General features: G+C 65.2%; 20 protein-coding genes. 16 read left to right on the top strand and 4 right to left on the bottom strand.

Going from position 1 to position 24,647, the window contains the following annotated elements:
• Positions 1–79: 79 nt before the first annotated feature.
• Together JOZ76_RS14015 and JOZ76_RS14010 are read left to right on the top strand one after the other, a co-directional pair.
• Complete coding sequence (locus tag JOZ76_RS14015) at positions 80–1,639, top strand: tetratricopeptide repeat-containing sulfotransferase family protein (RefSeq protein ID WP_291699222.1); 1,560 nt, start codon at positions 80–82, stop codon at positions 1,637–1,639.
• Positions 1,640–1,818: 179 nt separating this feature from the next.
• A complete protein-coding gene (locus tag JOZ76_RS14010) occupies positions 1,819–3,744 on the top strand; it encodes an alkaline phosphatase family protein (protein WP_291699221.1) in 1,926 nt (641 codons plus the stop codon).
• Positions 3,745–3,850: 106 nt separating this feature from the next.
• Here the strand turns inward: JOZ76_RS14010 and JOZ76_RS14005 are convergent, their stop codons facing one another.
• Positions 3,851–4,231 (bottom strand): hypothetical protein, encoded by a 381-nt coding sequence (locus JOZ76_RS14005; RefSeq protein ID WP_291699220.1) that lies wholly within the window; start codon positions 4,229–4,231, stop codon positions 3,851–3,853.
• A gap of 199 nt (positions 4,232–4,430) precedes the next feature.
• Between JOZ76_RS14005 and JOZ76_RS14000 the strand changes: the two genes are divergently transcribed.
• The 4 genes from JOZ76_RS14000 (at position 4,431) to JOZ76_RS13985 (ending at position 9,158) form a co-directional block, all read left to right on the top strand.
• The gene (locus JOZ76_RS14000; RefSeq protein WP_291699219.1) at positions 4,431–5,606 is read left to right on the top strand and encodes a zinc-dependent alcohol dehydrogenase; all 1,176 of its coding nucleotides are present in this window, start codon (positions 4,431–4,433) and stop codon (positions 5,604–5,606) included.
• Positions 5,607–5,625: 19 nt separating this feature from the next.
• Positions 5,626–6,162 (top strand): hypothetical protein, encoded by a 537-nt coding sequence (locus tag JOZ76_RS13995; RefSeq protein ID WP_291699218.1) that lies wholly within the window; start codon positions 5,626–5,628, stop codon positions 6,160–6,162.
• Between the two features lie 193 nt (positions 6,163–6,355).
• Positions 6,356–8,452, top strand: coding sequence for a PBP1A family penicillin-binding protein (locus JOZ76_RS13990; protein WP_291699217.1), 2,097 nt, complete (start codon positions 6,356–6,358; stop codon positions 8,450–8,452).
• Between the two features lie 139 nt (positions 8,453–8,591).
• Complete coding sequence (locus JOZ76_RS13985) at positions 8,592–9,158, top strand: bleomycin resistance protein (RefSeq protein ID WP_366938580.1); 567 nt, start codon at positions 8,592–8,594, stop codon at positions 9,156–9,158.
• A gap of 22 nt (positions 9,159–9,180) precedes the next feature.
• On the opposite strand, the gene JOZ76_RS13980 is transcribed toward JOZ76_RS13985, so the two are convergent.
• From JOZ76_RS13980 to JOZ76_RS13970, 3 genes are read right to left on the bottom strand one after another with little or no spacing between them, the layout of a single operon-like run.
• A complete protein-coding gene (locus tag JOZ76_RS13980) occupies positions 9,181–10,209 on the bottom strand; it encodes a class II aldolase/adducin family protein (RefSeq protein WP_291699216.1) in 1,029 nt (342 codons plus the stop codon).
• A gap of 9 nt (positions 10,210–10,218) precedes the next feature.
• Positions 10,219–11,088, bottom strand: a complete 870-nt coding sequence (locus JOZ76_RS13975; RefSeq protein WP_291699215.1) for a TIGR01459 family HAD-type hydrolase — start codon at positions 11,086–11,088, stop codon at positions 10,219–10,221.
• Positions 11,085–12,365, bottom strand: coding sequence for an FGGY-family carbohydrate kinase (locus JOZ76_RS13970; protein ID WP_291699214.1), 1,281 nt, complete (start codon positions 12,363–12,365; stop codon positions 11,085–11,087). The genes JOZ76_RS13975 and JOZ76_RS13970 overlap by 4 nt, the downstream gene beginning before the upstream one ends.
• Positions 12,366–12,523: 158 nt before the next feature.
• Between JOZ76_RS13970 and JOZ76_RS13965 the strand changes: the two genes are divergently transcribed.
• From JOZ76_RS13965 to JOZ76_RS13920, 10 genes are all read left to right on the top strand, one after another.
• The gene (locus JOZ76_RS13965) at positions 12,524–13,534 is read left to right on the top strand and encodes a sugar-binding transcriptional regulator (protein ID WP_291699213.1); all 1,011 of its coding nucleotides are present in this window, start codon (positions 12,524–12,526) and stop codon (positions 13,532–13,534) included.
• 25 nt (positions 13,535–13,559) lie between these two features.
• Complete coding sequence (locus JOZ76_RS13960; protein ID WP_291699212.1) at positions 13,560–14,999, top strand: extracellular solute-binding protein; 1,440 nt, start codon at positions 13,560–13,562, stop codon at positions 14,997–14,999.
• A gap of 106 nt (positions 15,000–15,105) precedes the next feature.
• Positions 15,106–16,038, top strand: a complete 933-nt coding sequence (locus JOZ76_RS13955; RefSeq protein ID WP_291699211.1) for a carbohydrate ABC transporter permease — start codon at positions 15,106–15,108, stop codon at positions 16,036–16,038.
• Between the two features lie 16 nt (positions 16,039–16,054).
• Positions 16,055–16,912 (top strand): carbohydrate ABC transporter permease, encoded by an 858-nt coding sequence (locus JOZ76_RS13950; protein WP_291699210.1) that lies wholly within the window; start codon positions 16,055–16,057, stop codon positions 16,910–16,912.
• Between the two features lie 3 nt (positions 16,913–16,915).
• Positions 16,916–18,013 carry an ABC transporter ATP-binding protein gene (locus JOZ76_RS13945; protein ID WP_291699209.1) on the top strand — a complete coding sequence of 366 codons (1,098 nt, stop codon included), beginning with the start codon at positions 16,916–16,918 and terminating at the stop codon, positions 18,011–18,013.
• Between the two features lie 16 nt (positions 18,014–18,029).
• The gene (locus tag JOZ76_RS13940) at positions 18,030–19,151 is read left to right on the top strand and encodes an ABC transporter ATP-binding protein (RefSeq protein WP_291699241.1); all 1,122 of its coding nucleotides are present in this window, start codon (positions 18,030–18,032) and stop codon (positions 19,149–19,151) included.
• Entirely contained in the window at positions 19,148–20,722 is a 1,575-nt protein-coding gene (locus tag JOZ76_RS13935) for an FGGY-family carbohydrate kinase (RefSeq protein ID WP_291699208.1), read from the top strand. The genes JOZ76_RS13940 and JOZ76_RS13935 overlap by 4 nt, the downstream gene beginning before the upstream one ends.
• Before the next feature lie 16 nt (positions 20,723–20,738).
• Entirely contained in the window at positions 20,739–21,806 is a 1,068-nt protein-coding gene (locus JOZ76_RS13930; RefSeq protein ID WP_291699240.1) for a 2-hydroxyacid dehydrogenase, read from the top strand.
• Between the two features lie 18 nt (positions 21,807–21,824).
• A complete protein-coding gene (locus JOZ76_RS13925) occupies positions 21,825–22,574 on the top strand; it encodes a class II aldolase/adducin family protein (RefSeq protein WP_291699207.1) in 750 nt (249 codons plus the stop codon).
• On the top strand, positions 22,571–24,139 hold the full coding sequence (locus tag JOZ76_RS13920) for a glycerol-3-phosphate dehydrogenase (protein WP_291699206.1): 1,569 nt from the start codon (positions 22,571–22,573) through the stop codon (positions 24,137–24,139). The genes JOZ76_RS13925 and JOZ76_RS13920 overlap by 4 nt, the downstream gene beginning before the upstream one ends.
• Positions 24,140–24,647 lie beyond the last annotated feature (508 nt).

Here is a 24,647-nt window from a genome sequence, read left to right as displayed (position 1 = left end):
GTGAATGGCCGGGACAAGCCCCGTCCATGACGAGCCGGGGGGGAAGCGATCGTTCTCCTTTTCGGAAGGAGCCTGTTGATTGAGAACAACCGTTCCACACCGTCAGCCGCCAGGCATCGACGCAGCCCGGCGCGCGTTCGGCGCGGGAGACATTGCCGCGACCGAGCGCATCTGCGCGGAAATTCTCGCGGATAGCGCCGACGATTGGGCGGCGTGGTGTCTCCTGACCGAGACGGCCCTGCGGCGCGGCCGGTACGATGCCGCGATCGTCTGCGCAGGCCGCGCGGTCAGGCTTGCGCCGCGCCAAGCCATGCCGCTCATTCTTCGCGCCAAATGCCTTTTCCTCAGCGGCGACAGCCGCGAGGCGTTGTCGGCCACGGAAGCTGCCGCGAAGCACGTCGGCGCCGCGCCTGACGCGCTCGACGCGCTCGGGGCGATGTTCGGCCTGCTCGGACTGCACCGCAGGGCCGGCGAATTCTTCGTCCGCGCGGTCGAGCTATGCCCTGACGTGCCGCAATATCTGTTCAATCTGGCGGCGACAGAACGCATGATCGGTGCGCTCGGCGATGCTGAAACGCATTGCGATGCCGCCATCGCGCGCGATCCGCATTATGCGCTTGCGCATTATCTGCGCTCGGACCTGCGGGTCCAGAGCGCCGACCGCAACCATGTCGAGGAGATGGAGGCGCTGATCCGCGACGCAAAGCTGGCGCGGCCGAGCGAGATCCTGCTGCGCTTTGCGCTCGGCAAGGAATGCGAGGATCTGGAGCTTTGGGAGCGCGCCTTCGCGCATGTGCAGGCCGGGTGCGACTTGCAGCTCCACCTCATGGCGCCTGATCGTCCCAATATGGCGGCCGAGATCGACCGGATCATCCGCCTGCACACGCGGGACTGGATCGCCTCCGCGCCTTCAGGCCACGCCGCCGCGGCCCCGGTGTTCGTGACCGGCCTGCCGCGCACCGGCACGACGCTGGTCGAGCGCATCATCGCGAGCCACCCGGCGATGAGTTCGGTCGGCGAAACCGGCGCATTCGCTTCCGAACTCGCCCGCGCCATCGCGGGGCAGGCCGGTGCGGCCGATCCGGCACGGCTCGGCAAGCGATATATCGACGCCGCCGCATTCCGCCTGCCGCCGAATGCGCGCTTTCTCGACAAGACGCTGGAGAACTATCTCCATTGCGGGCTGATCCACGTGGCGCTGCCGGCTGCAAAAATCATCCTGGTGCAGCGTCATCCGCTCGACGCCGGCTGGGCGATCTACAAGGCGCATTTCCAGGGCAAGTTTCCGTTCGCCTACGATCAGGTCGAACTGGCGGACACCATTCTGGCCTATCGCCGCCTCTCGCAACATTGGCAGGCGACCTTGCCGCCACACGCGCTGATGATCGTAAACTACGAGGATGTCGTGCGCGAGCCGGAAACGTCGAGCCGAACGATCATCGATTTTCTCGGACTGCCCTGGGCCGACGAGGTGCTGCGCTTTCATGAAAGCCCGGCGCCGTCGGCGACCGCGAGCGCGGTGCAGGTGCGGCGTCCGATCTATACGTCGTCCCTGGGCAGGTGGCGGCATCATGCCAAAAATCTCGCGCCGCTGCGAACGCGCCTCGCGCACGAAATTCCGGAGTCGGAGCTTGTGTGAGCGCGCTCGCGATTTCGTGTTCACGGCGATCCGGAATAATTACCGTCCGATCGGTCTGCCACCGTCCTGTCGCTTCGTTGTCTCCGAACTGTTACGCAAGCGCTGAATTGCGCGTCATCGACTCGCACTAAGCACGCTCCTGTTGCTGTTCATTTCCAAAAATCCAACAGGAGAGAGCTATGTGGAAAGCTTCGCTCGCGCGGAGGCTTGGCCGATTGCTGCTGGGTGCATCGGTCGTCACCCTCGCGCTGTCACATGCCGTTCGTGCGGAAGAGGGAAGTGCCTCGCAGAATGCGGTTGAACGCATCAGGACCGCCTCCCGGATCAAACATGTCATCATCATCGTCGGCGAGAACCGTAGCTTTGATCATCTGTTTGCGACCTACCGGCCGAAGTCGGACGACGAGCATGTGCTCAATCTGCTCTCCGAGCGGATCGTGAAGGCCGATGGCTCGCCGAACGAGAATTTCGACCGCGCGCACCAGTTCCAGATCGTTTCGGCGCCGAATGGCGGCAAGTTTTTCATCAGCGCCGGTCCGGCCAACAAGACGCTGTACGCGACACTGCCCGCGCCGGACCTGGCGGGCGTGCAAAATCCCCCCGCGGCTGCCATTCTCGGTCTGCCCGGCGGCGATCCCGGCCTGCCGGCCGCGGATCAGTTTCTGTTCGGCACGGGCGGAACGGGCCTGCCGAACAGCGTCGGACCGGACACCCGCATCACCAATGTCAACACGCTGCCGCCCGGCCCGTTTCAGTTGACCGGACCGACCATGCCCTATGACGCCTATACCGGCGACACCATCCATCAGTTCTTCCAGATGTATCAGCAGATGGATTGTGCCATCGACAGCAATCATGTCAGCCGCCGCAATCCGACCGGCTGCCTGCACGATCTGCAGTCGGCCGTGACCACGACCTTTTCGACGCCCCCGGGCGGCACGCCGCACGACACCGGCCAGACCATGGCGTTCTTCAACATGCAGCGGGGCGACGTGCCCTTCTTCAAGTCGCTCGCCGACACCTACACCATCAGCGACAACTATCATCAGCCGGTCATGGGCGGGACTTGGGCCGACAGCATGCCGCTCGGCTTCGCCGATCAGATCTTCTACAGCGACGGCCACGGCATCGCGATCGCGCCGCCGGCCAGCACCATCTACAATCCCGACCCGCAACCGAACACGCTCAACCTCTATACGTCGCGCAAGCAGTGGTTCAACTGCTCCGATTCGACGGCGCCGGGCATGAAAGCGATCCTGGATTACCTCGGCAAGCTGCCCTACAGGTTGCAGACCAAGTGCGATGCGGGCCATTTTTATCCCGCCGTCAATATCGGCCCGGCCTGGACGCCGCAGGGCACCCCCGCCGGCGCGGGTTCAGTGCCGACGGTCACGATGACCTCGATCGGCGATCTCCTCAGCGCCAAGAACATCCCATGGAAGTATTATGGTGGCGGCTACAACGTGTCCGGCACCGGCGCTCCGCTCGACGGACTTTATTGCGACATCTGCAATCCGTTCGAGTATCAGCTGAACTATCCGGCAATGCGCGCCGATCACATGCGCGATGTCACCGACCTGTTCGATGATCTGAAGAAAGGCACGCTACCGGCCGTCTCCTATGTCAAGCCCGACGGCGCGATGGACGGTCATCCGGCCTCGTCGAAGTTCGATCTGTTCGAGGCCTTTGCCAAGAACATCATCGAACTCGCTAAGAGCAATCGGGAGCAGTGGGAATCCACGGCGATCTTCGTGACGGTGGACGAGGGTGGCGGCTACTACGACTCCGGTTTCATCCAGCCCGTGGACTTCTTCGGCACCGGCCCGCGCATTCCGATGATCGCGGTGTCGCGGTTCTCACGCGGCGGCCATGTCAGCCATGTCTACAACGAGCATTCCTCGTTCGTGAAATTCGTCGAACGCAACTGGTACCTCGGCAAGCTGACGGCGCGCAGCCGCGACAACCTGCCCAATCCGCGCTCGGACGACGACAATCCCTACGTTCCCGTCAACATGCCGGCGATCGGCGATCTGTTCGACATGTTCGATTTCGACCATGGTCACGACTTTGATCATGACCACGATCACGGTCACGATCGCGACTGACACGAAGTGACGAATCGATCGGGGCCGGCAGATGGCCGGCCCCGATTTTCTTTGGCATGCGGCGCAGCCCGCTGGTCGCGGGGCCGCTCTCAATCGCGACGCCTTCTCAGCAAGGGTTCGTCGTCTTGGTGCCCGTCGTCGTCCTGTTGGACGTGCCCGTGCAGCCCGCGTTCGGGTTGACGCCCGGGTTGGCATTGGTGCCGGGGTTGGCATTGACGCCGGGATTGGCATTCAGGGAATTGCCGGAATTCATGCCGGTGGTGCCGCTCTGACCCGACAGGTTGCCGGTCGCCGGATTGCCGGTGCCGGTCGCAGTGCCGCTGCCCGTGCCCATGCTGCCGGTCGAACCCGAAGCGCCCGCGGACGATCCTGCGCCGGCGCCACCCGCGCCGCCGCCACCCGCGCCGCCACCACCGCCGTCTTGTGCAAATGCAACCGTGCTGGCCGAGGCGAGCGCGAGCGCGAAGAAACATGTGACCAACTTCATCGTTGCTCTCCATCTGCTTGATGGTGGGCAATGAACGCCGCAAGCCGTGGTTCCTAAGTCGTCCGGCCCTTGGTCGAAACGCCGCATCATTGGTTGCCCGGAAAACGTCGGTGCGAGGAGCGGCGCGCCGGTCCGTCGAGGAACGATCGCGAGCCCTCGCGGTTGAGTTGCGCAGAGGCGGACGGCAGCGGAGGATGCGATGAGAGCGCTGGTCTGGCATGGCAAGGAAGACATCCGCTGCGACACGGTGACCGATCCGGAAATCGAGCATGAGCGGGACGCCATCATCAAGGTGACGAGCTGCGCGATCTGCGGCTCGGACCTGCACCTGTTCCACAATTTCATTCCGGCCATGATGCCCGGCGACATCATGGGCCATGAGACGATGGGCGAGGTGGTCGAGGTCGGCGGCGGCGTCAACGGCGCTCTGAAGAAGGGCGAGCGCATCGTGGTGCCCTTCACCATCATTTGCGGCGAATGCGACCAGTGCAGGCGCGGCAACTTCTCGGTCTGCGAAACCACCAACCGCAACAAGGCGCTGGCCGAAAAAATCTTCGGCCATACGACCGCCGGTCTGTTCGGTTATACCCACATCACCGGCGGCTATCCCGGCGGCCAGGCGGAGTACCTGCGCGTTCCCTATGCCGACAGGACGCATATCAAGATTCCCGCCGGCATGACCGATGAACAGGCGCTGTTTCTCAGCGACATCCTTCCGACCGGCTGGCAGGCCGCTGTGCAATGCGACATCGAGCCCACCGACAGCGTCGCGGTGTGGGGCTGCGGCCCGGTCGGCCAGATGTCGATCCGCAGCGCCCTTTTGCTCGGTGCCCGGCAGGTGATCGCGATCGACCGCATTCCCGAGCGTCTTTCCATGGCTGAAGCCGGGGGCGCCATCACCATCGATTTCGACAAGGAAAGTGTGGTCGAGCGGCTGAACGCGCTGACCGACCACAAGGGACCCGACAAGTGCATCGATGCAACCGGCATGGAATCCCACGTCAACATGGCTCAGCCCGCCACGCTGCTCGATCGTGCCAAGCAGATGTTCATGCTCGAAAGCGACCGCCCGCACGTGCTGCGCGAGATCATCTATGTCTGCCGCCCGGGCGGCGTGATCTCGATTCCCGGCGTCTATAGCGGCTTTTCCGACAAGATCCCGATGGGCGCACTCATGAACAAAGGGCTGACGGTGCGCACTGGCCAGACCCACGTCAATCGCTGGACCGACGAACTGGTGCGGCGGATCGAGGAAGGCCAGATCGATCCCTCCTTCGTCATCACGCACCGCGTCGCGCTGGAGCAGGGACCGGAGATGTACCGGGTGTTCCGCGACAAGCAGGATTCCTGCGTCAAAGTGGTGCTCAAGCCGTAAAACCATGCGAGTTGTTGCGATGAATTTCTTGGCCAATGTTGCGAGATCGAAGGGTGATCCGAAAATCGTCAGCTCCGGTCCAAGCGTTCGGACCCCGGCGGACCGGATGGCGCGTGCGCTCGGCTGGTTCAGCATCGGGCTCGGCACGGTCGAACTGCTTGCTGCACGTCGCCTGACGCGTGCGCTGGGGATGCGCGGCAGAGAGGGTCTGATTCGCGTCTTCGGCGTGCGCGAAATCATGGCCGGCGTGATGTCGCTTTCAGTCGACAAGCAGGCCGGTCTGAAAAGCCGCATCGCCGGCGATGGCCTCGATATCCTGGCGCTGCTGGCGGCCCTGCGCTTCGACAATCCGCGCAAGGGCAATGTCGTGCTGGCCCTGTTGATGGTGGGCGCCGTCACCATGCTCGACGTCAGAAGCGCCCAGGACCTCGCCGTGCAGCACGACCCGAAGCGGGGCAGGCGGCGGCTTTACCCCGATCGCAGCGGCTTTCCCAAAGGGATCGCGATGGCGAAAGGCGCGGCCCGGCGGCTGCCCTCGCGCGCCGCGGCTTCCTAACTGCGTCGCCGTCGGCAAAATGACCGCCCGCCGCTCGTTGTCGGGCGCGCCGTTCCCCGTGCAGTCGTGAAGCATCCGTTTGCAACTGCGGGAACTCCCGCGGCGCATCTAGCGTTGGCCTCCGCCCGCCGGCCTGGGCCTGGTCCATCACCAGGTGGGCGGTTCCTCCCTGACATCTGGCGGAACGAGTGACATGCCCGACGAACCCATCGCCAATGCCGTCGATTCCAGGGAGCCTTTGGCCAGCAATCCGGATCCGGGAGAGGGCGGCAGAAGGAGCGCGGGGCGGCCGCGATGGGGATATGTCGTCGCCACGCTTCTCTGTCTCGTCTTCATCGTGGCGGCGAGCATCGCAGCGGGGTTCCTGGTCGCGTTCCCGTGGCCGACGGCAGCGGAGGTGACGTCGCGGCGCGTGATCGTGATGACCTCGGCCGACGGGCACGACCTGTTCCGCAAGGGTAACCTGCAGCTGGCGCCGGTGGCGGTGAAGGACATGCCCGCCACCGTCATCGACGCGGTGCTCAGCATCGAGGACCGCCGCTTCTATCGGCATCACGGCGTCGATCCGCTCTCGATGGTGCGGGCGTTCCGGGCGAACAGCGAGGCCGGCAGGGTGGTGGCGGGCGGCAGCACGATCACGCAGCAGCTGGTGAAAATTCTCTTTCTCGGTCCGCAGCGAACCTACAAGCGCAAGATCCAGGAAGCGGCGATGTCACTGTGGATCGAGCATCACCTGACCAAGGACGAGATCCTCACGAGCTATCTGAACAACGTCTATCTCGGCTCGGGGACCGTCGGATTTCCAGCGGCCGCGAAGGTGTATTTCGGCAAGACGGTCGACCATTTGAGCCTCGCCGAGGCGGCCATGCTGGCCGGCATGATCAACGCGCCGAGTCATGACGACCCATTCCACGATCTTGGCGCCGCACGCAAGCGGGCGACCAGCGTGATCGATGCGATGGTGGCCAACGGCAAGCTGACCGAGGAGGACGCGCTGGTCGCAAAGCTGCATCCGGCGACGCCCGTGGCCGGCGAGAGCGCGCCGGCGTCGACCGGCTGGTTCGCGGACTGGGTCTACAACAAGGCTGCGCCGATCATACCGGCCAGCGGCGGCACCGTTCGCCTGCGGACGACACTCGATCTGCGTTTGCAGGAGCTGGCCCAAAACATCGTGCAATCGACACTGGCCAAATCTGGCGGCGAGAAGAACGCTGGCCAGGCGGCGCTCGTTGCGATGCGGCCCAACGGCGCGGTGCTCGCGATGGTCGGCGGCCGAAACTACGATTCGAGCCAATACAACCGCGCCGTCGATGCCGAGCGGCAGCCCGGCTCGGCATTCAAGCTGTTCGACTATTACGCCGCGCTGCGCCAGGGTTACACGCCTGATGACACGGTGCTCGACGCCCCGATCGACATCCGCGGCTGGCAGCCCAAGAACTATGGGCATCGTCACCGCGGCGAGGTGACGCTTGCGGATGCCTTTGCCGATTCGCTCAACGACGCCGCCGTGCGCCTGGCGCAGCAGGTCGGCATCGGCGAGGTGATATCAGCGGCGCGCGACCTCGGCCTGCGGGCCCCACTGAAGAACAATCCGAGCCTTGCGCTCGGCAGCAACGAGGTGACGCTGCTCGATCTGACCTCGGCTTATGCTGCCGTCCGCGCCGGACAGGCCCCCGTCAGCCCGCGCGGCATTGCGGCGCTCGTGACCGAGAAGGGCGACGTGCCGGCCGATGCGTCCGGCACGACGCAGCACAGTCTGGGACAGTACCAGTCCCAATTGATCGCACTGTTGCGCGGCGTGGTCGAGCACGGCACCGGGCGTGCGGCGGCGCTGCAGGGCTTTGCCGCGGGCAAGACCGGGACGGCGCAGGACTATCGGGACGCCTGGTTCATCGGCTTCGACGACCATCTCGTCGTCGGCGTCTGGGTCGGCAATGACGACCACACCCCGATGAACCGTGTGACGGGCGGCTCGCTGCCTGCAAAAATCTGGAAGGATTTTGTGGAGCAGGCGGAGCAGATAGCGGCGGTTGATGTCAATTCGCCGGCATCCGGCGCGCCGGCAACGACGGTCGGACAGTCCAGCGGCGGGACCTCGCCCGAGCGCGCCATCGCATCGGACCAGGATCGCGCGGCGGCCGCCGATGGAAGCCTCGCGCCGGCCTCTGCCGAGTCGCATGGCGGCCAGTGCAACGTTGCGGCCTGCGAGCAGTTTTATCACTCGTTCCGATCATCGGATTGCACCTACCAGCCCTATTCGGGCGGCCCGCGGCAATATTGCGCCCGCTGATCGGCCGCCTGGCTCGTCGCAACGAGCGGAGCGTCGCGATTGCGGCCGCGATGCGCGCCTGATCGGGGCACGCTTTGATGGTCCGCTTTTGCTTCCGGCGCGCTTGGTCTAGCCTTGCCCGTGCACGGAGCAGCAGCAAATGGAAAATTCACTGGACCGAATGCCGACAGGCGGGTTCGCACCGCTCGTCCCCGAGCTCGACGTCTTCGATCTGGCGAAGAGCAAGCAGTTCTGGTGCGACATTCTTGGTTTTCAGATCGCGTATCAGCGGCCGGAGAACGGCTTTCTCTATCTCGAGCTGCAGGGATCGCAGATCATGCTGTGCCAGCACAATGGCAACTGGGAAACCGGCCATCTCGAGTGCCCCTTGGGACGTGGCATCAATTTCCAGATGTTCGTGGCCTCTGTCGACCCGCTGCTCAATGCACTCGCGCGGGCAAATTGGCCGCTGTTTCGGGACTGTCACGTCGCGTGGTATCGGATCGGAAATCAGGAAAAAGGCAGCCGGCAATTCCTGGTCCAGGACCCCGACGGATACTTGCTGCGCTTTGCGGAGGACATGGGAGCCAGGCCCAAACTTGAGCTGCTTCAATATCTCTCCGCTGTCGTGCCCCGCTTTAAGCGGGGCATCCAGTATTCCAGAGACGGCAGTGCTCGAGCTGATGAGCCGCCGCGTACTGGATCGCCCGGTCGAGCCGGGCGATGACGTCGGAAATCCCAATCTGTTCTCAGCGACTTGCCGTCATCTGTTGACGGTAACGCTCGGCGTCCCAGTTGAGCAGGGCCTGCTCGGCCTTTGCGGGCAGGTATTTGATCTGTGCCCGCAACGGCAGGCGGCTCGCAACCAGCACGAGGCAGCTCAGCATCGCCTGCGCGGCCGCATTGGCGTCGTTGCGGATGACGATGCCCTTGCCGGGGATCAGCATGGCGATCGGCGCGGGCAAACCGGCCCTCGCGGTGTGTGCGAGTCTCGCCGTCAGGGTTTCGCCGCCCACAAGTGCGGGCAAGGCGGGGCCGAGGAAAATGACGTGGTCCGGATAGAGCGAGCCTGACGTGACGAGGCGAAGGTTGTGACGGTCGGTCGCAAGCTGGTGGCTGATCTGGTCCGCCACGGGGCTATACGCCGTGCCATCGCAGATCTCCGCGAGCGCGGTCGTGTCGGCAAGCGCAGCGCTGCGCGGTGGCAGCGCAAGGCGGCGCTCGACCTCCAGGACGAGCGCCTCCGCGGCCTCGCAGGTTTGCGCGCCGACGACGAGGCCATGATTGCCCAGGATCAGCACGTCGGCGGGCCGCCGCGCCAGGCTTTCGCTCACGGCGCGTGCAAGCGGCAGGCCGGGGTGGTGATAGTCGAGCCTTTGCCAGGCGAGGCCATGAAGGCGCGCGGCCAGCTTGTCGGCCGCGTCGGTTCGCACCGACCATGCAATCGTATTCACGGAATGGACGTGCAGCACGACCGGATGCGGCATCAGCGCATGCAGCGAGGTCTCGATGGATCCGCGAAGCGGGCTGTGGTGGCCCGGTGCGAGCGGCATGCGCTCGTCGTCCTCGGCAAGTGCGGCGCGGGCACCGGAGAGCGAAATCGGCACGAAGACCTCCTTGTCCTCGGCATCGGCCAGCCACATGCCGGAGGCTTTGACCCAGAGCACGTCGTCCTGCTTGATGGAGGAATTGCCGCCGGCGGCCTGCGTCAGCAGGATGTTGCTGCCGACGCGCGCGGACATGCGGCGGAGTTCGTCGATACCAGCGGGTTTCTGCATTGCGTGGTGTCACCAGGCCAGATGTTGCAGTGTCCAATGCGGCGTGCGCGCTTCGGAGCCGGCGAGTTTAAGGATCGCCTGTGGCAGATCGGCGGCGTCCGCCAGCGCCGCCCGGTGGACACCGGAGCGGATCAGCGCCGTCAGCATGCCCGCCGCGCGTCCGCCGGCGACGTCGTGATCGAGCGAATCGCCGACCACGAGGACGCGGCTAGGGTCCGGCTGGCCGAGCCGCGCCAGCGCCGCTTCGAAGATCGGGGCATGCGGCTTGCCGACGAATCTCACCTTGCCCCCGAGCGATTGATAGAAGGCCGCCAAGGCGCCCGGCGCCGGGATCAGTCCTCCGGCACCGAACATCACGAGGTCCGGATTGGCGCACAGCATCGGGACGTCGTGCATCGCCGCCGTGCTCAGGCGGCGCCGCCACTGTTCCGGCTCTGCGGCCGCGTCATCGAGCCCGCCGAGCAGGATGAAGTCGGCCTGTTTGAGATCGTCGACCAGGCTGAGGCCGAGTCCGGCGACGATGGAGCGGTCATTGTCGCGCGTGATCAAAAAGCAGGCCTGGCCGAGGTCCTTGAACGGCGCGCGATCGCGCGCGCGCAGTCCGTTCCACGTCACCTCGCCGGACGACAGCACGCCCTCATAGCTCTCCGCTGGCAGGCCGAGCGCGGCGAGACGGCGCTGATTGGCCTCGGCGCGCTTGCCGGAATTGGACAGCGCCAGCACGCGCTTGCCCGCGTCGCGAAGCTTCATCACGCAGCTATAGGCGGCGGGCGCGATCGCGCGGCCCTCGTGCAGGGTGCCCCATTGGTCGAGCAGGACGTGATCGAAACGGTCGGCGATGGCGCCAAGCCCGGCGATGGCGACGGGACCTTCCGTCATGGCGGGCTGCCATGAAGCGCAAGCAGCGCGGCGCCGTAACTGGCCTCCGTCTGTTCTGCTGTCGTGACGGGAACGCCGAGCGTGCGGCGGCGGATGTCCGTCCATGGTGCATTCTTCGCGCCGCGGCCGATGCTGATGACGCGGCGCAGGGGGTGCGCGCCGAGTAGCGCCAGGCGCTGATAGGCGAGCGCCTCGACCGCAGCGATGCCCTCGAGCAGGCCCTGAAAAAAGCGAACCGGTTCGGCGGGGCGCGGCGTGATCCGCGCCGCGAGATAAGGATCGGCGATCGGAAAACGCTCGCCGGGCTTTGGCAGCGGATAGTAGTCGAGCCCGGTGGGCTCCGCCGGTGTGAGCTGTGGAGTGAGGCGGTCCATCTCATCTGCGGTGAAATGCGCGAGCAGCGCCGCGCCGCCGGTGTTGGAGGCGCCGCCCGCGAGCCAGCGCTCGCCGAGGCGGTGCGAGTAGACGCCCTGGTCGGCGGCAAAGATGGGCTGGGTTGCGAGCTGCTTGAGGACCAGCGTGGTGCCGAGCGAAGTGACGGCATCGCCCGGCTGATCTGCGCCGGTTGCGAGGAAGGAGGCGACGCCGTCGGTGGTGCCGGCCGCGATCTCGGCCGAAGGCGGCAGACCCAATGATCGCGCGACGGCCGGATCGATTGTCGCCAGCGATGTCCCCGGCACCAGCACCTTTGGCAGCAGCGCGCGCGGCACGCCGACGTGATCGAGCCAGGCCGGCCATCTGCGGGTCACCGGATCATAGCCGAGCTTCAAGGCATTGTTCTCGTCGCTGATGCCGTGCAGAGCGGCGAGGCGGCCGGCGATCCAGTCAGCTTGGTGCACGGCGTGGCGGAGATCGGTGGCCTCGGCCTGGTCCAGCAAATGCAGCAGTTTTGCCAGCGCGCTGCTGCGGCCATGCGCGCCGCTCTCCGCCGGCACGATTTTGGCGATGCGGGCTGCCTCCGCGACGGAGCGCGCGTCGTTGTACATCAACCCAGGCGAACGCGGCCGGCCCTCCGCATCGATCAGCAGCAAGGTGCCGGACGTGCCGTCGACCGAAATGCGCGTGACGCGGCCGAGATCGACGGCCTGGCCGAGCTTGCCGATCGCAGTCACCATCGCCTGCCACCAAAGCTCCGGCTCCTGGTCGATCGCATCGCCCTGCTGCCGCGGCGGCGGCAGGGACGCCGCAGCCGTGCCCTGGATCTCGGCGCGTGCATCGATCGCACAGGCGCGGACGCCGCCGGTGCCGATATCGATGCCGAGGAACAGGTCTGCCATTCGACTTCACTACGCCCTTTGCGGTCAGCCGGTCAGGTGCCACCGACCGGCAGCCGCCACCACCGTTGCGCCGCAGCATGATCAGGGGCTTGACGCACGGAGCTGCTTTTGCAATTTTTTGCAAGACGTGAAGAATTTTGCAAGCGGTCGTTTTCAGCATGGCTGGGTCTTCCGACAGGCTGCCGATCATCGACGACGATGCGTCACTGGCGACGCGCGCGGCCTGGCTCTATTTCGCCGCCGGGCTGACGCAGTCGGAAGTCGCCGAACGGCTGAACATCCAGAGCACCAAGGCGCACCGCCTGATCGCGCGGGCCAGCCGCGAGGGCATGATCCGCGTCTTCGTCGAAGGACCGGTGGCGGAATGCGTCGCGCTGGAAAACACGCTGGCCCAGCGCCTCGGGCTTGCGTTCTGTCGCGTCGCGCCCGACCTTGGCGAGGGCGACCTGCCGCTAAAAGCGCTGGCGCTCGAAGGCGCAAGTTTCTTGCGCCAGATTCTCGAACGCGGCGACGACAAGGTCATTGGCGTCGGCCATGGCCGTACGCTCGCCGCCGTGATCGAGCAGTTGCCGCGGACGCCGGCGCGCGAGGTGCAGTTCGTCTCGCTGCTCGGCGGGTTGACGCGAAAGTTTGCGGCCAATCCGTTCGACGTGATCCATCGCCTGTCCGAACGCACCGGCGCCGAGGCCTATCTGCTGCCGGTGCCGGTATTCGCCAATTCCGTCGCCGATCGCGCCGTGCTGATGAAGCAATACGGCATAGCCGACGTCTTCGCGTTGGCGCGCCAGGCCTCGCTGCTGTTCGTCGGCATCGGCCAGATCAGCCGCGACGGCTTTCTCGTCTCCAGCGGCATGATCAAGCCGGAGGAGGTCGTCGAATTGAAGCGGGTCGGCGCCTGCGCCGATCTGCTCGGGCATTTTTTTCACGAGGACGGCCGCGTGCTCGACATCGATCTGTCGGCGCGGGCCACGTCCATGAGCGCGGATGACCTGCGAAAGCACCGCATCGTGGCGATCGCGGGCGGCCTGCCCAAGCTGACCGCGCTGCGGGCGGTGCTGCGCAGCGGCATGCTGCACGGGCTCATCACCGACGAGGCGACCGCTCAGGCGCTCGCCAGTGACAAGCCGGAGGCGACATCCGGCACGAGAAGAACCAAGGGTCGGAAGTGAAACGTGTAACCAGGGAGAGGATTGAATGTTCGATCGTGAGAAGAATCTGTTCGACTCCTACGCCAAGAAGCGCATCAGCCGGCGCGATCTCTTGGACGGCGCCGCCAAACTCGGCATCGCCGGGCTCGCCGCCAATGCCGCCTTCGCAGCCTCGGTGTCGCGGGCGATGGCGGCGGATTTCAACTGGAAGGGCCAGAGCGGCAAGTCGATCAAGCTGCTGCTGAACAAGCACCCTTACGTCGATGCGATGATCGGCGACCTCGACGCCTTCAAGGCGCTGACCGGAATGAACGTCTCCTACGACATCTTCCCGGAGGACGTCTATTTCGACAAGGTCACCGCGGCGCTGTCGTCGAAATCGGACCAATACGACGCGTTCATGACCGGCGCGTACATGACCTGGACCTACGGCCCCGCCGGGTGGATCGAGGACCTCAACACCTACATCAAGGATGGCGCGAAAACCAATCCGGCCTTCGCCTGGGATGACGTGCTGCCGGGCCTGCGCGCCTCGACGGCGTGGGACGGCGTCGCCGGCTCCGAGCTCGGCTCCGGCAAGGCCAAGCAATGGTGCATTCCCTGGGGGTATGAGCTCAACAACATCACCTACAACCGCACCATCTTCGAGAAGGTCGGCGTCAAGCCGCCGCAAAATCTCGACGAGATGATCGAGGTCGCGGCCAAGATCACCAAGGATGCCGGCGGGCCCTATGGTGTCGGCGTGCGCGGCTCGCGCTCATGGGCGACCATCCATCCGGGCTTCCTGTCGGCCTATTCGAATTTCGGCCAAAAGGATTTTGTGATGGAGGGCGGCAAGCTGAAGGCCGCCATGAACACCAAGGCCTCGAAGGATTTCCACGAGAAATGGGTCAGGATGATCCAGCAGTCGGGACCAAAGAACTGGTCGACCTACACCTGGTACCAGGTCGGCACCGATCTCGGCGCCGGCGCCTCCGGCATGATCTTCGATGCCGACATTCTCGGCTACTTCATGAACGGGGGCGACAACAAGGAGAAGGGCCATCTCGGCTATGCCGCCTTCGCGGCCAATCCGGCCGCCAAGGCGCCGACGCCGAATGTCTGGATCTGGTCGCTGGCGATGTCGAGCTTCTCCAAGCAGAAGGATGCGGCCTGGACCTTCATGCAATGGGCGGCTTCGACCGAGCATGACCTGTTCGGCGCCCGCAAGATGGATTTTGTCAATCCGGTGCGTGCCTCGGTCTGGAAGGACAGCGAGTTCCGCGACCGCATCGCAAAGTCCTATCCGGGCTATCTCGAGCAGCACGACGTCTCGGCGCCCGGCGCAAAGATCTATTTTACCGCGCAGCCGCTGTTCTTCGATCTGACCACCGAATGGGCGGCCTCGCTGCAGAAGATGGTCGCCAAGGAGGTCAGCGTCGACGAAGGGCTCGACAAGCTCGCCGACAGCATCAACCGCCAGCTCAAGCAGGCTGGTCTCGGCTGATGTCTTGCATGGTGCCCGTTCCTCCCGCACCATGACAGCCCGCCGGTTCGGAAGTTGGCCCCGTCCGGGCCGGCGGTGTGCCTCGCAACGCGATCAATGGTCAGGGATGAGCATACTTCAGCTTCTTCACACCAGCCCGCTGACCGGCCGCAAGGCGCGGCCACGCGGTCGCTGGCTGCCTTATCTGCTCAGCCTGCCGGCGTTGCTGGTCTGCATCGCGATCCTGGTGCCGTTCGTGACCGCGGCGGCCTATTCCCTGCAGCGCTACCGGCTCAATTTGCCGTACCTTCGCGGCTTCATCGGGGTCGACAACTATATCGACTTTCTGTCGGATCCGGCGTTCTGGAACACGCTGCGCATCTCGCTCGTCTACACTGCCTTGACCGTGATTCTCGAGCTCCTGCTCGGGCTTGGCATCGCACTCCTGCTACGGCGTCCGACGCGCTTCCACAACGCGGTCTCGATCGTGCTGCTGCTGCCGCTGATGACCGCGCCCGCCATCGCGGCCTTGATGTGGAAGCTGATGACCAATCCGGGCTTTGGCATTCTCTCTTATCTCGTCAGTCTGTTCGGCGTCACCGACTTCAAATGGGCCTCTGATCCGTCGAGCGCGCTGTTCACGGTGGTGCTGGTCGACATCTGGGTCTACACGCCCTTCATCATGATCCTGCTGCTCGCCGGCCTGCGCTCGCTGCCGCGCCAGCCGTTCGAGGCGGCCGCGCTCGACGGCGTGCCGGCCAGTTTCGTGTTCTTCCGCATCACGCTGCCGATGCTGGCGCCCTACATCATCACCGCTTCGCTGTTCCGCCTGCTGGACTCGATCCAGCAGTTCGACATCATCTATGCGATGACCCAGGGCGGGCCCGGCGACCGGTTGATGGTGTTCCAGGTGCAGGCCTATCTCGAATTCTTCCAGTATACGAATGTCGGGCGTTCGGCCGCACTTCTGATGATCCTCTGGCTCATCACCAATATCCTCTCGAACATCTTCATCAGGAACTGGCTGCGATTGCGCGCACGCGCACACGGCCAGGCCTGAGGATGGAGCGCTGGCCATGGAACATTCCAGTCTCGCCGGACGCATCTTCCGAGGCATCGCCCTTGCGCTCGTCCTCGTGTTCTTCATGTTTCCGATCGTCTGGATCTTTCTGATGTCGTTCCAGACCAACGAGCAGATTTTGCGGATCCCGCCCCGCCTCGTGTTCGAACCGACGCTTGGCAATTACGCGGCGCTGATCTCCGGCCAGTTGCGGACGACCGCGGGCAATCTCGAAATTTCCTTCGTGCACAATCTGTGGAACAGCTTTGCGCTGTCGAGCGCCGCTGTCGTGCTGGCGCTGCTGCTCGGCGTGCCGGCGGCCTATGCCTTCGCACGATTCAAGTTCAAGCTCGGCGAAACCATCGCCTTCACGCTGCTCTCGTTCCGCTTCGCGCCGCCGTTGCTCGTGCTGCTGCCGCTGTCGCTGTACTATCAGGACATCGGCCTCAACGACACCTATTTCGGCATCGTCTGGGTCTATCAGCTCATTGCACTGCCGTTGATCCTCTGGATCGTGCGCGGCTACTTTGAGGACATCAGCCCCGATATCGAGCATGCCTACCGTCTCGCGGGCCATTCCTGGCGCGAGGCTTTTACGCGCATCGCGGTGCCGCTCGCCGGGCCCGGCATTGCCGCGGCCGGCCTGTTGTCGTTCATTTTCTGCTGGAACAATTTTGTCTTCGCGCTGATCCTCGCCTCCGCAGACAAGCAGCCGGTGACGGTCGGCGCGCTCGCCTTCGTCACGGCTTCGGGAATCCAATACGGGCAGATCGCCGCGGCGATCGTGCTCTCGGTGACGCCGACCCTGCTGCTCGCGCTTTATGCGCAGCGCTACCTGGTCGAGGGGCTGTCGCTCGGCGCGGTGAAAGGCTAGGGAATGTCACGGCTCGAGCTCAAATCCGTCAGCAAGGCGTTTGGCACGACACTGCCGGCCGATCGTCTGTCGCTCGCCGTCGAGCCCGGCGAGATCGTCGCCGTGTTCGGACCGTCCGGCAGTGGCAAGACGGTGCTGCTGCGCATGATCGCGGGCATGTTCGAGCCCGACGAAGGCGAAATTCTCATCGGCGGCCGTTCGATGGTCGGCGCGCCGCCCGAGCGGCGCGGCATCGGCATGGCGTTCCAGAATTTTGCGCTGTTTCCGCACATGTCGGCCCGCCAGAACATCGCGAGCGGACTGCGCGGCAAAGCCGCCGAGGTGGCGGCCCGCGTGCAGGCGATCAGCCGATTGCTCAAGATCGAGCATGTGCTGGGTCACATGCCGCGTGAATTGTCGAACGGGCAGAAGCAGCGCACCGCGCTGGCGCGTGCGCTGATCGGCAGCCCGGACGTGCTGCTGCTGGACGATCCCCTGCGCAATGTCGACGCCAAGCTGCGCTATGAAATGCGGCTCGAACTGCCGAACCTGCTGCGGCGCGGTTCTTCATCGGTGCTCTATGTGACCCAGGATTATCGCGAGGCGATGGCGATCGCCGATCGCATCGCCGTGCTGATCGACGGCCACCTCGAGCAGGTCGCGCCTCCCGAGGACATTTATGCGAGACCCGCCTCCGTCGCCGTCGCGCGGCTGTTTGGCGATCCCTCCATCAATCTCGTCGAGGTGACGCCGCTCGCCGAGCATGGCGCGCTCTCGGCCGCGATCTCTGGCGCCCGCGTGCATCTCGGCCCGGCTGGCGCGGAGCCGCCGACAGCGGCCTGCTGGCTCGGCGTGCGGCCTGAAGATCTGATGATCTCGTTATCGGCTGCTGACGACGCCGTCCCGGCGCGCATCCTCGCGGTCACGCCGATCCACGAAAAGGCCGTGCTGTTGCTTCGCCTGGCCGATGGAACGGAATGGCTCGCGGCCCTGCCGCCTGACGCACCTTACACGGCGTCCGACGCGTCAGTCTTTGTCCGCTTCACGCCGGAGGCGGCGCTGTTGTTCGACCGCGCGAGCGGACGCCGCATCGAACTGTCGCACCGGCGACAGGCCGCATGATGGAGCAGTGATGGCCATGGGCATACTCGAGCTTCGCAGCGTTGACAAGGTCTATGCGAGCCGCAGCAAGACGCCGGTTCACGCCGTGCGATCTCTCGACATGGAGATCGGCAAGGGCGAGATCGTCGCACTCTTGGGCTCATCCGGCTGCGGCAAGACCTCGACCTTGCGCATGATCGCGGGTTTTGAGAGCGTGACGGCCGGATCGATCACGCTGCAGGGACGGCGCATCCACGAGCTGCCGCCGGCCCGGCGCAAGGTCGCGATGGCTTTTGAAGGCTACTCGCTCTATCCGCCGCTTACGGTGCGCGAGAACATCGCGTTTGCGCTGAAATCCCGGCAGCTGTCGCGCGCGGAGATGTCGCGGCGCGTCGACACGATCGCGCACTTGGTCGAGATCGAGGACATTCTGGACAGCTATCCGCGCTCGATCTCGGGCGGTCAGCAGCAGCGGGTGTCGCTGGCACGCGCGCTGGTGCGCGACGCCGATCTCTATCTGCTCGACGAGCCGATGGGGCAGCTCGAGCCGCAGCTTCGCGCGGTGCTGCGCGGTCGAATCAAAAGCCTCCTTGCCGAGCGGGAAATGACGGCGATCTTCGTCACCCACGACCAGACCGAAGCGAGCGCGCTGGCGGATCGCATCGCGGTCATGGAGGACGGCGTGCTGCAGCAGTTCGCCAGCGAGAAGGAATTGAAGGACCGGCCCGCAAACCTGTTCGTCGCCAGCTTCATCGGCGAGCCGCCGATGAACCTGCTGGAGGCGGATGTCAGCCGCACCGATGGCGGCTTCCGCCTGTCGGTCGGCCGCGACGTGGCCCTCCAGATCGAGGGCGACGCGCTCGACGCCGTCGCGCGAAAAACGCTGGAGACGGCGCCGTCGCTGCGCATCGGCATCCGGCCACAGAAGATCGCGGTCGGATCGGGCGAGGCACGCGTGCGCGTTGCCTCCAATCAATGGCTCGGCGACCAGTCGCATATCGCCGGCGAACTCTGCGGCCATCTCGTGATTGCCGTCACGCCGGGCCGCGTCGCGGCGCGGCCGGGTGAGCTCGTGCCGTTTGCGATCGAGCCGCGTCACATCCACATTTTCGCCGCCGACGGCACCTGCATTCACCATGCGGAGGCGGCGGCACGATGACGCAAAGCCGCGACCTGATCGTCGGCATCGATGCCGGCACCTCGATGATCAAGACCGTGGCGTTCGCGCGTGACGGCGGGCAGCTCGGCGAATTCGCGCTGCCGAACAGCTATCGCATCGCCGCAGGCGGCCGGGTCGAGCAGGAGATGGCGCGGACCTGGACCGATACGGTCGCCGCGGTCAGGGGACTTGCCTCCGTCGTCCCCGATCTCGGCACGCGCCTGGCGGCCATCGCGGTCACCGGGCAGGGCGACGGCACCTGGCTGATCGACGACGACGGGCGGCCGGTCGCGCCGGCGCTGCTGTGGCTCGATTCGCGCGCGGCAAAACTGGTGGACGAGATCAGGTCCAGCGAGCGTAACGCAAAACTCTATCGCCGCACTGGCTCCGGCCTCAATGCGTGCCAGCAGGGCGCCCAATTGGCGTGGTTCAAGGCCCACGAGCCGGATGTGCTGTCGCGGGCGCGCACCGCCTTTCATTGCAAGGACTGGCTCTACTTCCTGCTCACCGGCGAGCGCGCCACCGATCCGTCGGAAGCCACCTTCACGTGTGGCAAGTTTCGCAAGCGCGGTTTTGATGAGGAGACCGCTGGTCTCATCGGCATCTCCGATCTGATGAGGCTTTTTCCCAAAGTGGTCGACGGCGTCGCCACCACGCATCGGCTGACCGATGCGGCCGCGGCGGAGACTGGCCTGCCCGCCGGCGTGCCGGTGTCGCTCGGCTATGTCGACGTGATCTGCAATGCGCTGGGCGCCGGCCTCTACGATACCGCGCCCGATATCGGCTGCACCATCGTCGGCTCGACCGGCATGCATATGCGGCTCGCCGCCAATGCGGACGCAGTGACATTGAACAGCGAGGCGACCGGCTACACCATGCCGTTCCCGGTGCCCGGCCATTATGCGCAGATGCAATCCAACATGGCGGCGACGCTGAACATCGACTGGCTGCTCGATCTTGCTTTGGACGTGCTGGCCGCCGAAGGCGTGACGCGCGCGCGCGGCGATCTCCTCAAACGGCTCGACGAACGCGTGCTGCAGGCCGAGCCGGGCGAACTGCTGTTTCATCCCTTCATCTCGGATGCCGGCGAGCGCGGCCCGTTCGTCGCGCATGAGGCCTGCGCGCAATTTTTCGGCCTGCGCTCCCGCCACCGCTACTGGGACCTGATGCGCGCTGTCATCGAGGGACTGGCATTCGCGGCGCGCGATTGTTACGCCGCCATGGGAACGCTGCCGCGCGATATCAGGATCACCGGCGGCGCGGCGCGCAGCCGGGCGCTCGGCACGATCCTTGCGGCCACGCTCGACTGCAACATTCGGATCTGCAGTCGCGCCGAGGCCGGTGCCGCGGGAGCGGCGATGATCGCGGCTGTCGCCACCGGCTGCTACGCCGACATGGCAGCCTGCGCAGAAGACTGGGTGAGCCCGCATCTCAGTACGCCGCAGGCGCCCGATCCGGTCCTGGCTGCGCGCTACGCAAAACTGTTTCCGGTCTACCTCGATGCGCGGCTCGGCTCCCGGCCGGTCTGGAAGCAGCTCGCCGCCTTGCGCGCGGGGGACGCCCATGTCTAGTACAAAGCCTCACGCGATGCCCGATTCGACGCTGTCTCATTCCAATACCAACGCCATTGCCGTCATCGGCGATCGTTTCATGCTGCCGTCGGTCTTCGCCGAGCAAATTGCCGCGGCGTGCGGCAACGGCATCAGCATCAAAACGCTCGAGCAGCCCTGGCCGGACGAGCCGATGGAGCACGGTTATGCCGGCTCCCCGCTCGATGGCCTGAAGGAATATATGGGACAGCCGGACGAGGTCGCGGCCTTCATCGGCGATGCGGCGCTGCTCGTCACGCATCTTGCGCCGATCTCGCGGGCCATGCTGGAACGGCTTCCCAAGCTGAAATTCATCGCGGTCTCGCGCGGCGGCCCGGTCAATATCGACCTCAAGGCGGCGCGCGATCACAACGTGCTGGTGGTCAACACGCCCGGCCGCAATGCGAGCGCGGTCGCCGAATTCACCATCGGGGCGATTCTCGCCGAAACGCGCCTGATCCGCAGCGGCCACGAGGCGTTGCGATCAGGCGAATGGCGCGGCGATCTCTATCGTGCCGACCGCACCGGGCGCGAGCTGTCCGAGATGACGGTCGGGATCGTCGGTTATGGCGCGATCGGCAGCCGGGTGACAAGACTGCTCAAGGCCTTTGGCTGCAGGATCCTGGTGACCGATCCCTATGTCCAGCTCAGCGCGCAAGACCGTCATGATGGCGTCGAGCATGTTGCGTTGAATGAATTGCTGGCGCGTGCCGACGTGATCAGCCTGCATGCGCGGGTCACGCTGGAGACAACGGGATTCATCGGTCGTGATGCGCTGGCGCGGGTCAAGGACGGCGCGATCCTCATCAATACCGCGCGCGGGCCGCTGGTGGATTACGAGGCACTGCATGACGCGCTGGTTTCGGGCCGGCTGGCCGGCGCGATGCTCGACACCTATGCCGTCGAGCCGGCGCCGCCGGACTGGCCGATCCTGCAACTGCCCAATGTCACACTGACGCCGCACATTGCCGGCGCCTCGGTGCGCACCGTCACTGTTGCCGCCGAGCAGGCGGCCGAGGAGGTTCGCCGCTTTCTGGCCGGCGAGCCGCCGCTCAACCCCTGCTGAGGACGAAAGGTTTCGCTTATGACCGGTGAGGAACGAAAGCTGCGCGAGGCGATCATCGCAAAATGCCGATGGATGAACGACTCGGGTCTCAACCAGGGTACCTCAGGCAACATCTCCGCCCGCTACAAGGACCGCATGCTGATCACCCCGTCGGCCACGCCTTATGACGCGATGAAGCCGGAGATGATCGCCGCGATGGCGCTCGACGATTCCTATGGCGAATGGTCCGGGCCATTGCAGCCCTCGACCGAATGGCGCTTTCATCTCGACATCATGCGCGCCCGCCCGGACGTGGGCAGCGTCGTGCACACCCATTCCACCTATGCCACGGTGCTCGCGATCGCGCGCAAGCCGATCCCCGCCTGCCACTACATGATGGCCGCGTTCGGCGGTACCGACATTCGCTGCGCGGGCTATGCACGCTACGGCACCGCGGAGCTCTCCGAGCTCGCGCTGGAAGCGCTCGAAGGCCGCAATGGCTGTCTGTTGGCCAATCACGGCATGATCGCGGTCGGCGCCAACCTCGACAAGGCGATGTGGCTCGCGGTCGAACTCGAGACCATTGCGCGCCAATACTATCTCTCGCTCGCGCTCGGTGAGCCCGTCATTCTCAGCGACGACGAGATCGCGGAGACCGCGCGGGGATTTTCGACCTACGGCTTGCAGGCTCCGAAGCCCAAAGCCGTGGCAAAGCCGGCCGTGAAGCCGCGCGCCTCGGCGAAAGCGTCCGCGCGGCGAATTGAGAAGCGGGTCGGCAAGACGCGATGAATGGTGCTGCACCGGCCGCGGGCGGGGATCACGGGCTGGTCGACATCGCCGTCATCGGGGGCGGAATCAACGGGGCCGGCATCGCGCGCGATGCGGCCGGGCGGGGCCTTAAAGTTCTGATTTGCGAGAAGGACGACTTTGGCGAGGGCACGTCGTCGCGCTCGGGCAAGCTCGTCCATGGCGGTCTGCGCTATCTCGAATATTACGAGTTTCGCCTGGTGCGCGAAGCGCTGATCGAGCGCGAGGTCCTGCTCGCCTCCGCGCCCCACATCATCTGGCCGATGCGGTTCGTGCTGCCGCATTCGCCGGAGCAGCGTCCGGCGTGGCTGGTAAGGGCTGGCCTGTTCCTGTACGATCATCTCGGCGGCCGCAAGCGCCTCCCGCCGAGCCGCGGCCTGGATCTCACCCGCAGCCCCGAAGGCAAGCCGCTGCGCTCTGAATTTCGCCGCGGTTTCGAATATTCCGACTGCTGGGTCGACGATGCGCGGCTCGTCATCCTCAACCTGATCGATGCGGCCCAGAACGGCGCGCGCGTGCTGCCGCGCACCCGCGCCTTGCGCGCGCAGCGCGCAAACGGCGGCTGGCTGCTCGAGATGCAGGGCGCGGATGGCACGACGCAGGTCGTTCGCGCGCGCGTGCTCGTCAATGCAGCCGGCCCCTGGGTCCAGGACGTCGCATCTGTCGTTGCCGGACTGAATTCCGGGCACAGGGTGCGCCTCGTCAAGGGCAGCCATCTGGTAGTGCCAAAGTTCTGGAACGGGCCGCAGGCCTATCTGCTGCAGAACGACGATCGTCGCGTCATCTTCGTCAATCCCTATGGCGACAAGCTCGCGCTGATCGGCACCACCGACATTCCCTATGACGGCCGCGCCGAGGATGTCGCGATCGACGCTGCCGAGACCGATTATCTGTTGCGCGTGCTGCGCCGCTACTTTCGAAAGGCCCCGGAGGCGCGCGACATCGTTCACACTTTCTCCGGTGTCCGGCCGCTGTATGATGACAATGCCAAAAATCCGTCCGCGGTGACGCGGGATTATGTCTTCGAGGTCGACGGCGCGGCAGGCACCGCGCCGCTGCTGTCGATTTTTGGCGGCAAGATCACCACCTACCGAAAACTCGCCGAGCACGCGATGCAGCGTCTCCTGCCATGGTTTCCGGACATGCAGCCGGCCTGGACCGCCGGAAAACCGCTGCCCGGCGGCGACATGACGTCGTTTCCAGACTTTGCGGCGGAGCTGGCGCGCGAGTATGCGGCCCTGCCGCAGGATCTGGTCCATCACTATGCGCGCCTCTACGGCACGCGTGCGCGAGAACTGTTGGGATCGGCGCGCCGCTGCGCGGATCTCGGGCGGCATTTTGGCGCGAATCTCTATGAACGGGAGGCCAGCTATGTCAGCGACACGGAGTGGGCGACATGCGCCGCTGATATTCTCGATCGGCGGACAAAGCACCGGTTGTCGCTGACGTCGGCGGAGCGGGCGGCGTTTCAAACCGCCGTCGGAAGCGGATGGGGAGGGCTGAACTGTCGGATTGTACGGACTGATTTGCCCGACGGGTCGTTCTGACAAAATGCTGTCCAGCCCCCGAGCAAAAAATATTTCTGCTTGCTGTTTCGGCAAATCAGAAGTATGGTGCGGCTATCCCGCCTCGATGCAGAGGGCGTATCGCGATCGTCACGACACGTGAGGCGGGGATGCGGTGGACGTGTTGGTCTCGCCGGACGAGCGATATCGATGCGGACGGCGAAAGCGCGTGGTCCTGGCCTCCCGACGCTGAGGCCAAGCTCGCGAGATGATGATCTCGCGGGCGATGGGAGCAAGAAAGCCCGGTTCCCAGGGAGAGCGCGCCATAAGCGTTAAAACCATCGCGCAGGGAATGCCGGGATGATTTGGCTGAACCTGTGGTTACTGCCGCCAGCTTTTCTTGTTGCTGGCGGGCCATGGGTTGCGGCCAGCACCCGGCATTCCCCATAGGCGTTAAGTTTGGTCTTGCGTATTGGAAACGCTCGTGATTCCAACACGAGATGAGTCACGAATCACTTGTAAACGAAGACTGGACGAGAGTGGTTTCCCG

The sequence above is a fragment of the Bradyrhizobium sp. genome (assembly GCF_019244115.1).
GTDB lineage: Bacteria > Pseudomonadota > Alphaproteobacteria > Rhizobiales > Xanthobacteraceae > Bradyrhizobium.
Note: the sequence above shows the minus strand (reverse complement) of the source record. Positions and strands in the feature narration are given on the sequence as shown.

What these genes read in the sequence shown, in the direction of transcription:
- JOZ76_RS14010 (WP_291699221.1), top strand. Translation starts at nt 1,819, where the DNA reads ATGTGGAAAGCTTCGCTCGCGCGGAGGCTTGGCCGATTGCTGCTGGGT.
- JOZ76_RS13970 (WP_291699214.1), bottom strand. Translation starts at nt 12,365, where the DNA reads ATGGCAGACCTGTTCCTCGGCATCGATATCGGCACCGGCGGCGTCCGC.
- JOZ76_RS13990 (WP_291699217.1), top strand. Translation starts at nt 6,356, where the DNA reads ATGCCCGACGAACCCATCGCCAATGCCGTCGATTCCAGGGAGCCTTTG.
- JOZ76_RS13950 (WP_291699210.1), top strand. Translation starts at nt 16,055, where the DNA reads ATGGAACATTCCAGTCTCGCCGGACGCATCTTCCGAGGCATCGCCCTT.
- JOZ76_RS13945 (WP_291699209.1), top strand. Translation starts at nt 16,916, where the DNA reads ATGTCACGGCTCGAGCTCAAATCCGTCAGCAAGGCGTTTGGCACGACA.
- JOZ76_RS13995 (WP_291699218.1), top strand. Translation starts at nt 5,626, where the DNA reads ATGAATTTCTTGGCCAATGTTGCGAGATCGAAGGGTGATCCGAAAATC.
- JOZ76_RS13940 (WP_291699241.1), top strand. Translation starts at nt 18,030, where the DNA reads ATGGGCATACTCGAGCTTCGCAGCGTTGACAAGGTCTATGCGAGCCGC.
- JOZ76_RS13960 (WP_291699212.1), top strand. Translation starts at nt 13,560, where the DNA reads ATGTTCGATCGTGAGAAGAATCTGTTCGACTCCTACGCCAAGAAGCGC.
- JOZ76_RS14005 (WP_291699220.1), bottom strand. Translation starts at nt 4,231, where the DNA reads ATGAAGTTGGTCACATGTTTCTTCGCGCTCGCGCTCGCCTCGGCCAGC.
- JOZ76_RS13935 (WP_291699208.1), top strand. Translation starts at nt 19,148, where the DNA reads ATGACGCAAAGCCGCGACCTGATCGTCGGCATCGATGCCGGCACCTCG.
- JOZ76_RS13930 (WP_291699240.1), top strand. Translation starts at nt 20,739, where the DNA reads ATGCCCGATTCGACGCTGTCTCATTCCAATACCAACGCCATTGCCGTC.
- JOZ76_RS13980 (WP_291699216.1), bottom strand. Translation starts at nt 10,209, where the DNA reads ATGCAGAAACCCGCTGGTATCGACGAACTCCGCCGCATGTCCGCGCGC.
- JOZ76_RS13925 (WP_291699207.1), top strand. Translation starts at nt 21,825, where the DNA reads ATGACCGGTGAGGAACGAAAGCTGCGCGAGGCGATCATCGCAAAATGC.
- JOZ76_RS13985 (WP_366938580.1), top strand. Translation starts at nt 8,592, where the DNA reads ATGGAAAATTCACTGGACCGAATGCCGACAGGCGGGTTCGCACCGCTC.
- JOZ76_RS13955 (WP_291699211.1), top strand. Translation starts at nt 15,106, where the DNA reads ATGAGCATACTTCAGCTTCTTCACACCAGCCCGCTGACCGGCCGCAAG.
- JOZ76_RS13920 (WP_291699206.1), top strand. Translation starts at nt 22,571, where the DNA reads ATGAATGGTGCTGCACCGGCCGCGGGCGGGGATCACGGGCTGGTCGAC.
- JOZ76_RS13965 (WP_291699213.1), top strand. Translation starts at nt 12,524, where the DNA reads ATGGCTGGGTCTTCCGACAGGCTGCCGATCATCGACGACGATGCGTCA.
- JOZ76_RS14000 (WP_291699219.1), top strand. Translation starts at nt 4,431, where the DNA reads ATGAGAGCGCTGGTCTGGCATGGCAAGGAAGACATCCGCTGCGACACG.
- JOZ76_RS13975 (WP_291699215.1), bottom strand. Translation starts at nt 11,088, where the DNA reads ATGACGGAAGGTCCCGTCGCCATCGCCGGGCTTGGCGCCATCGCCGAC.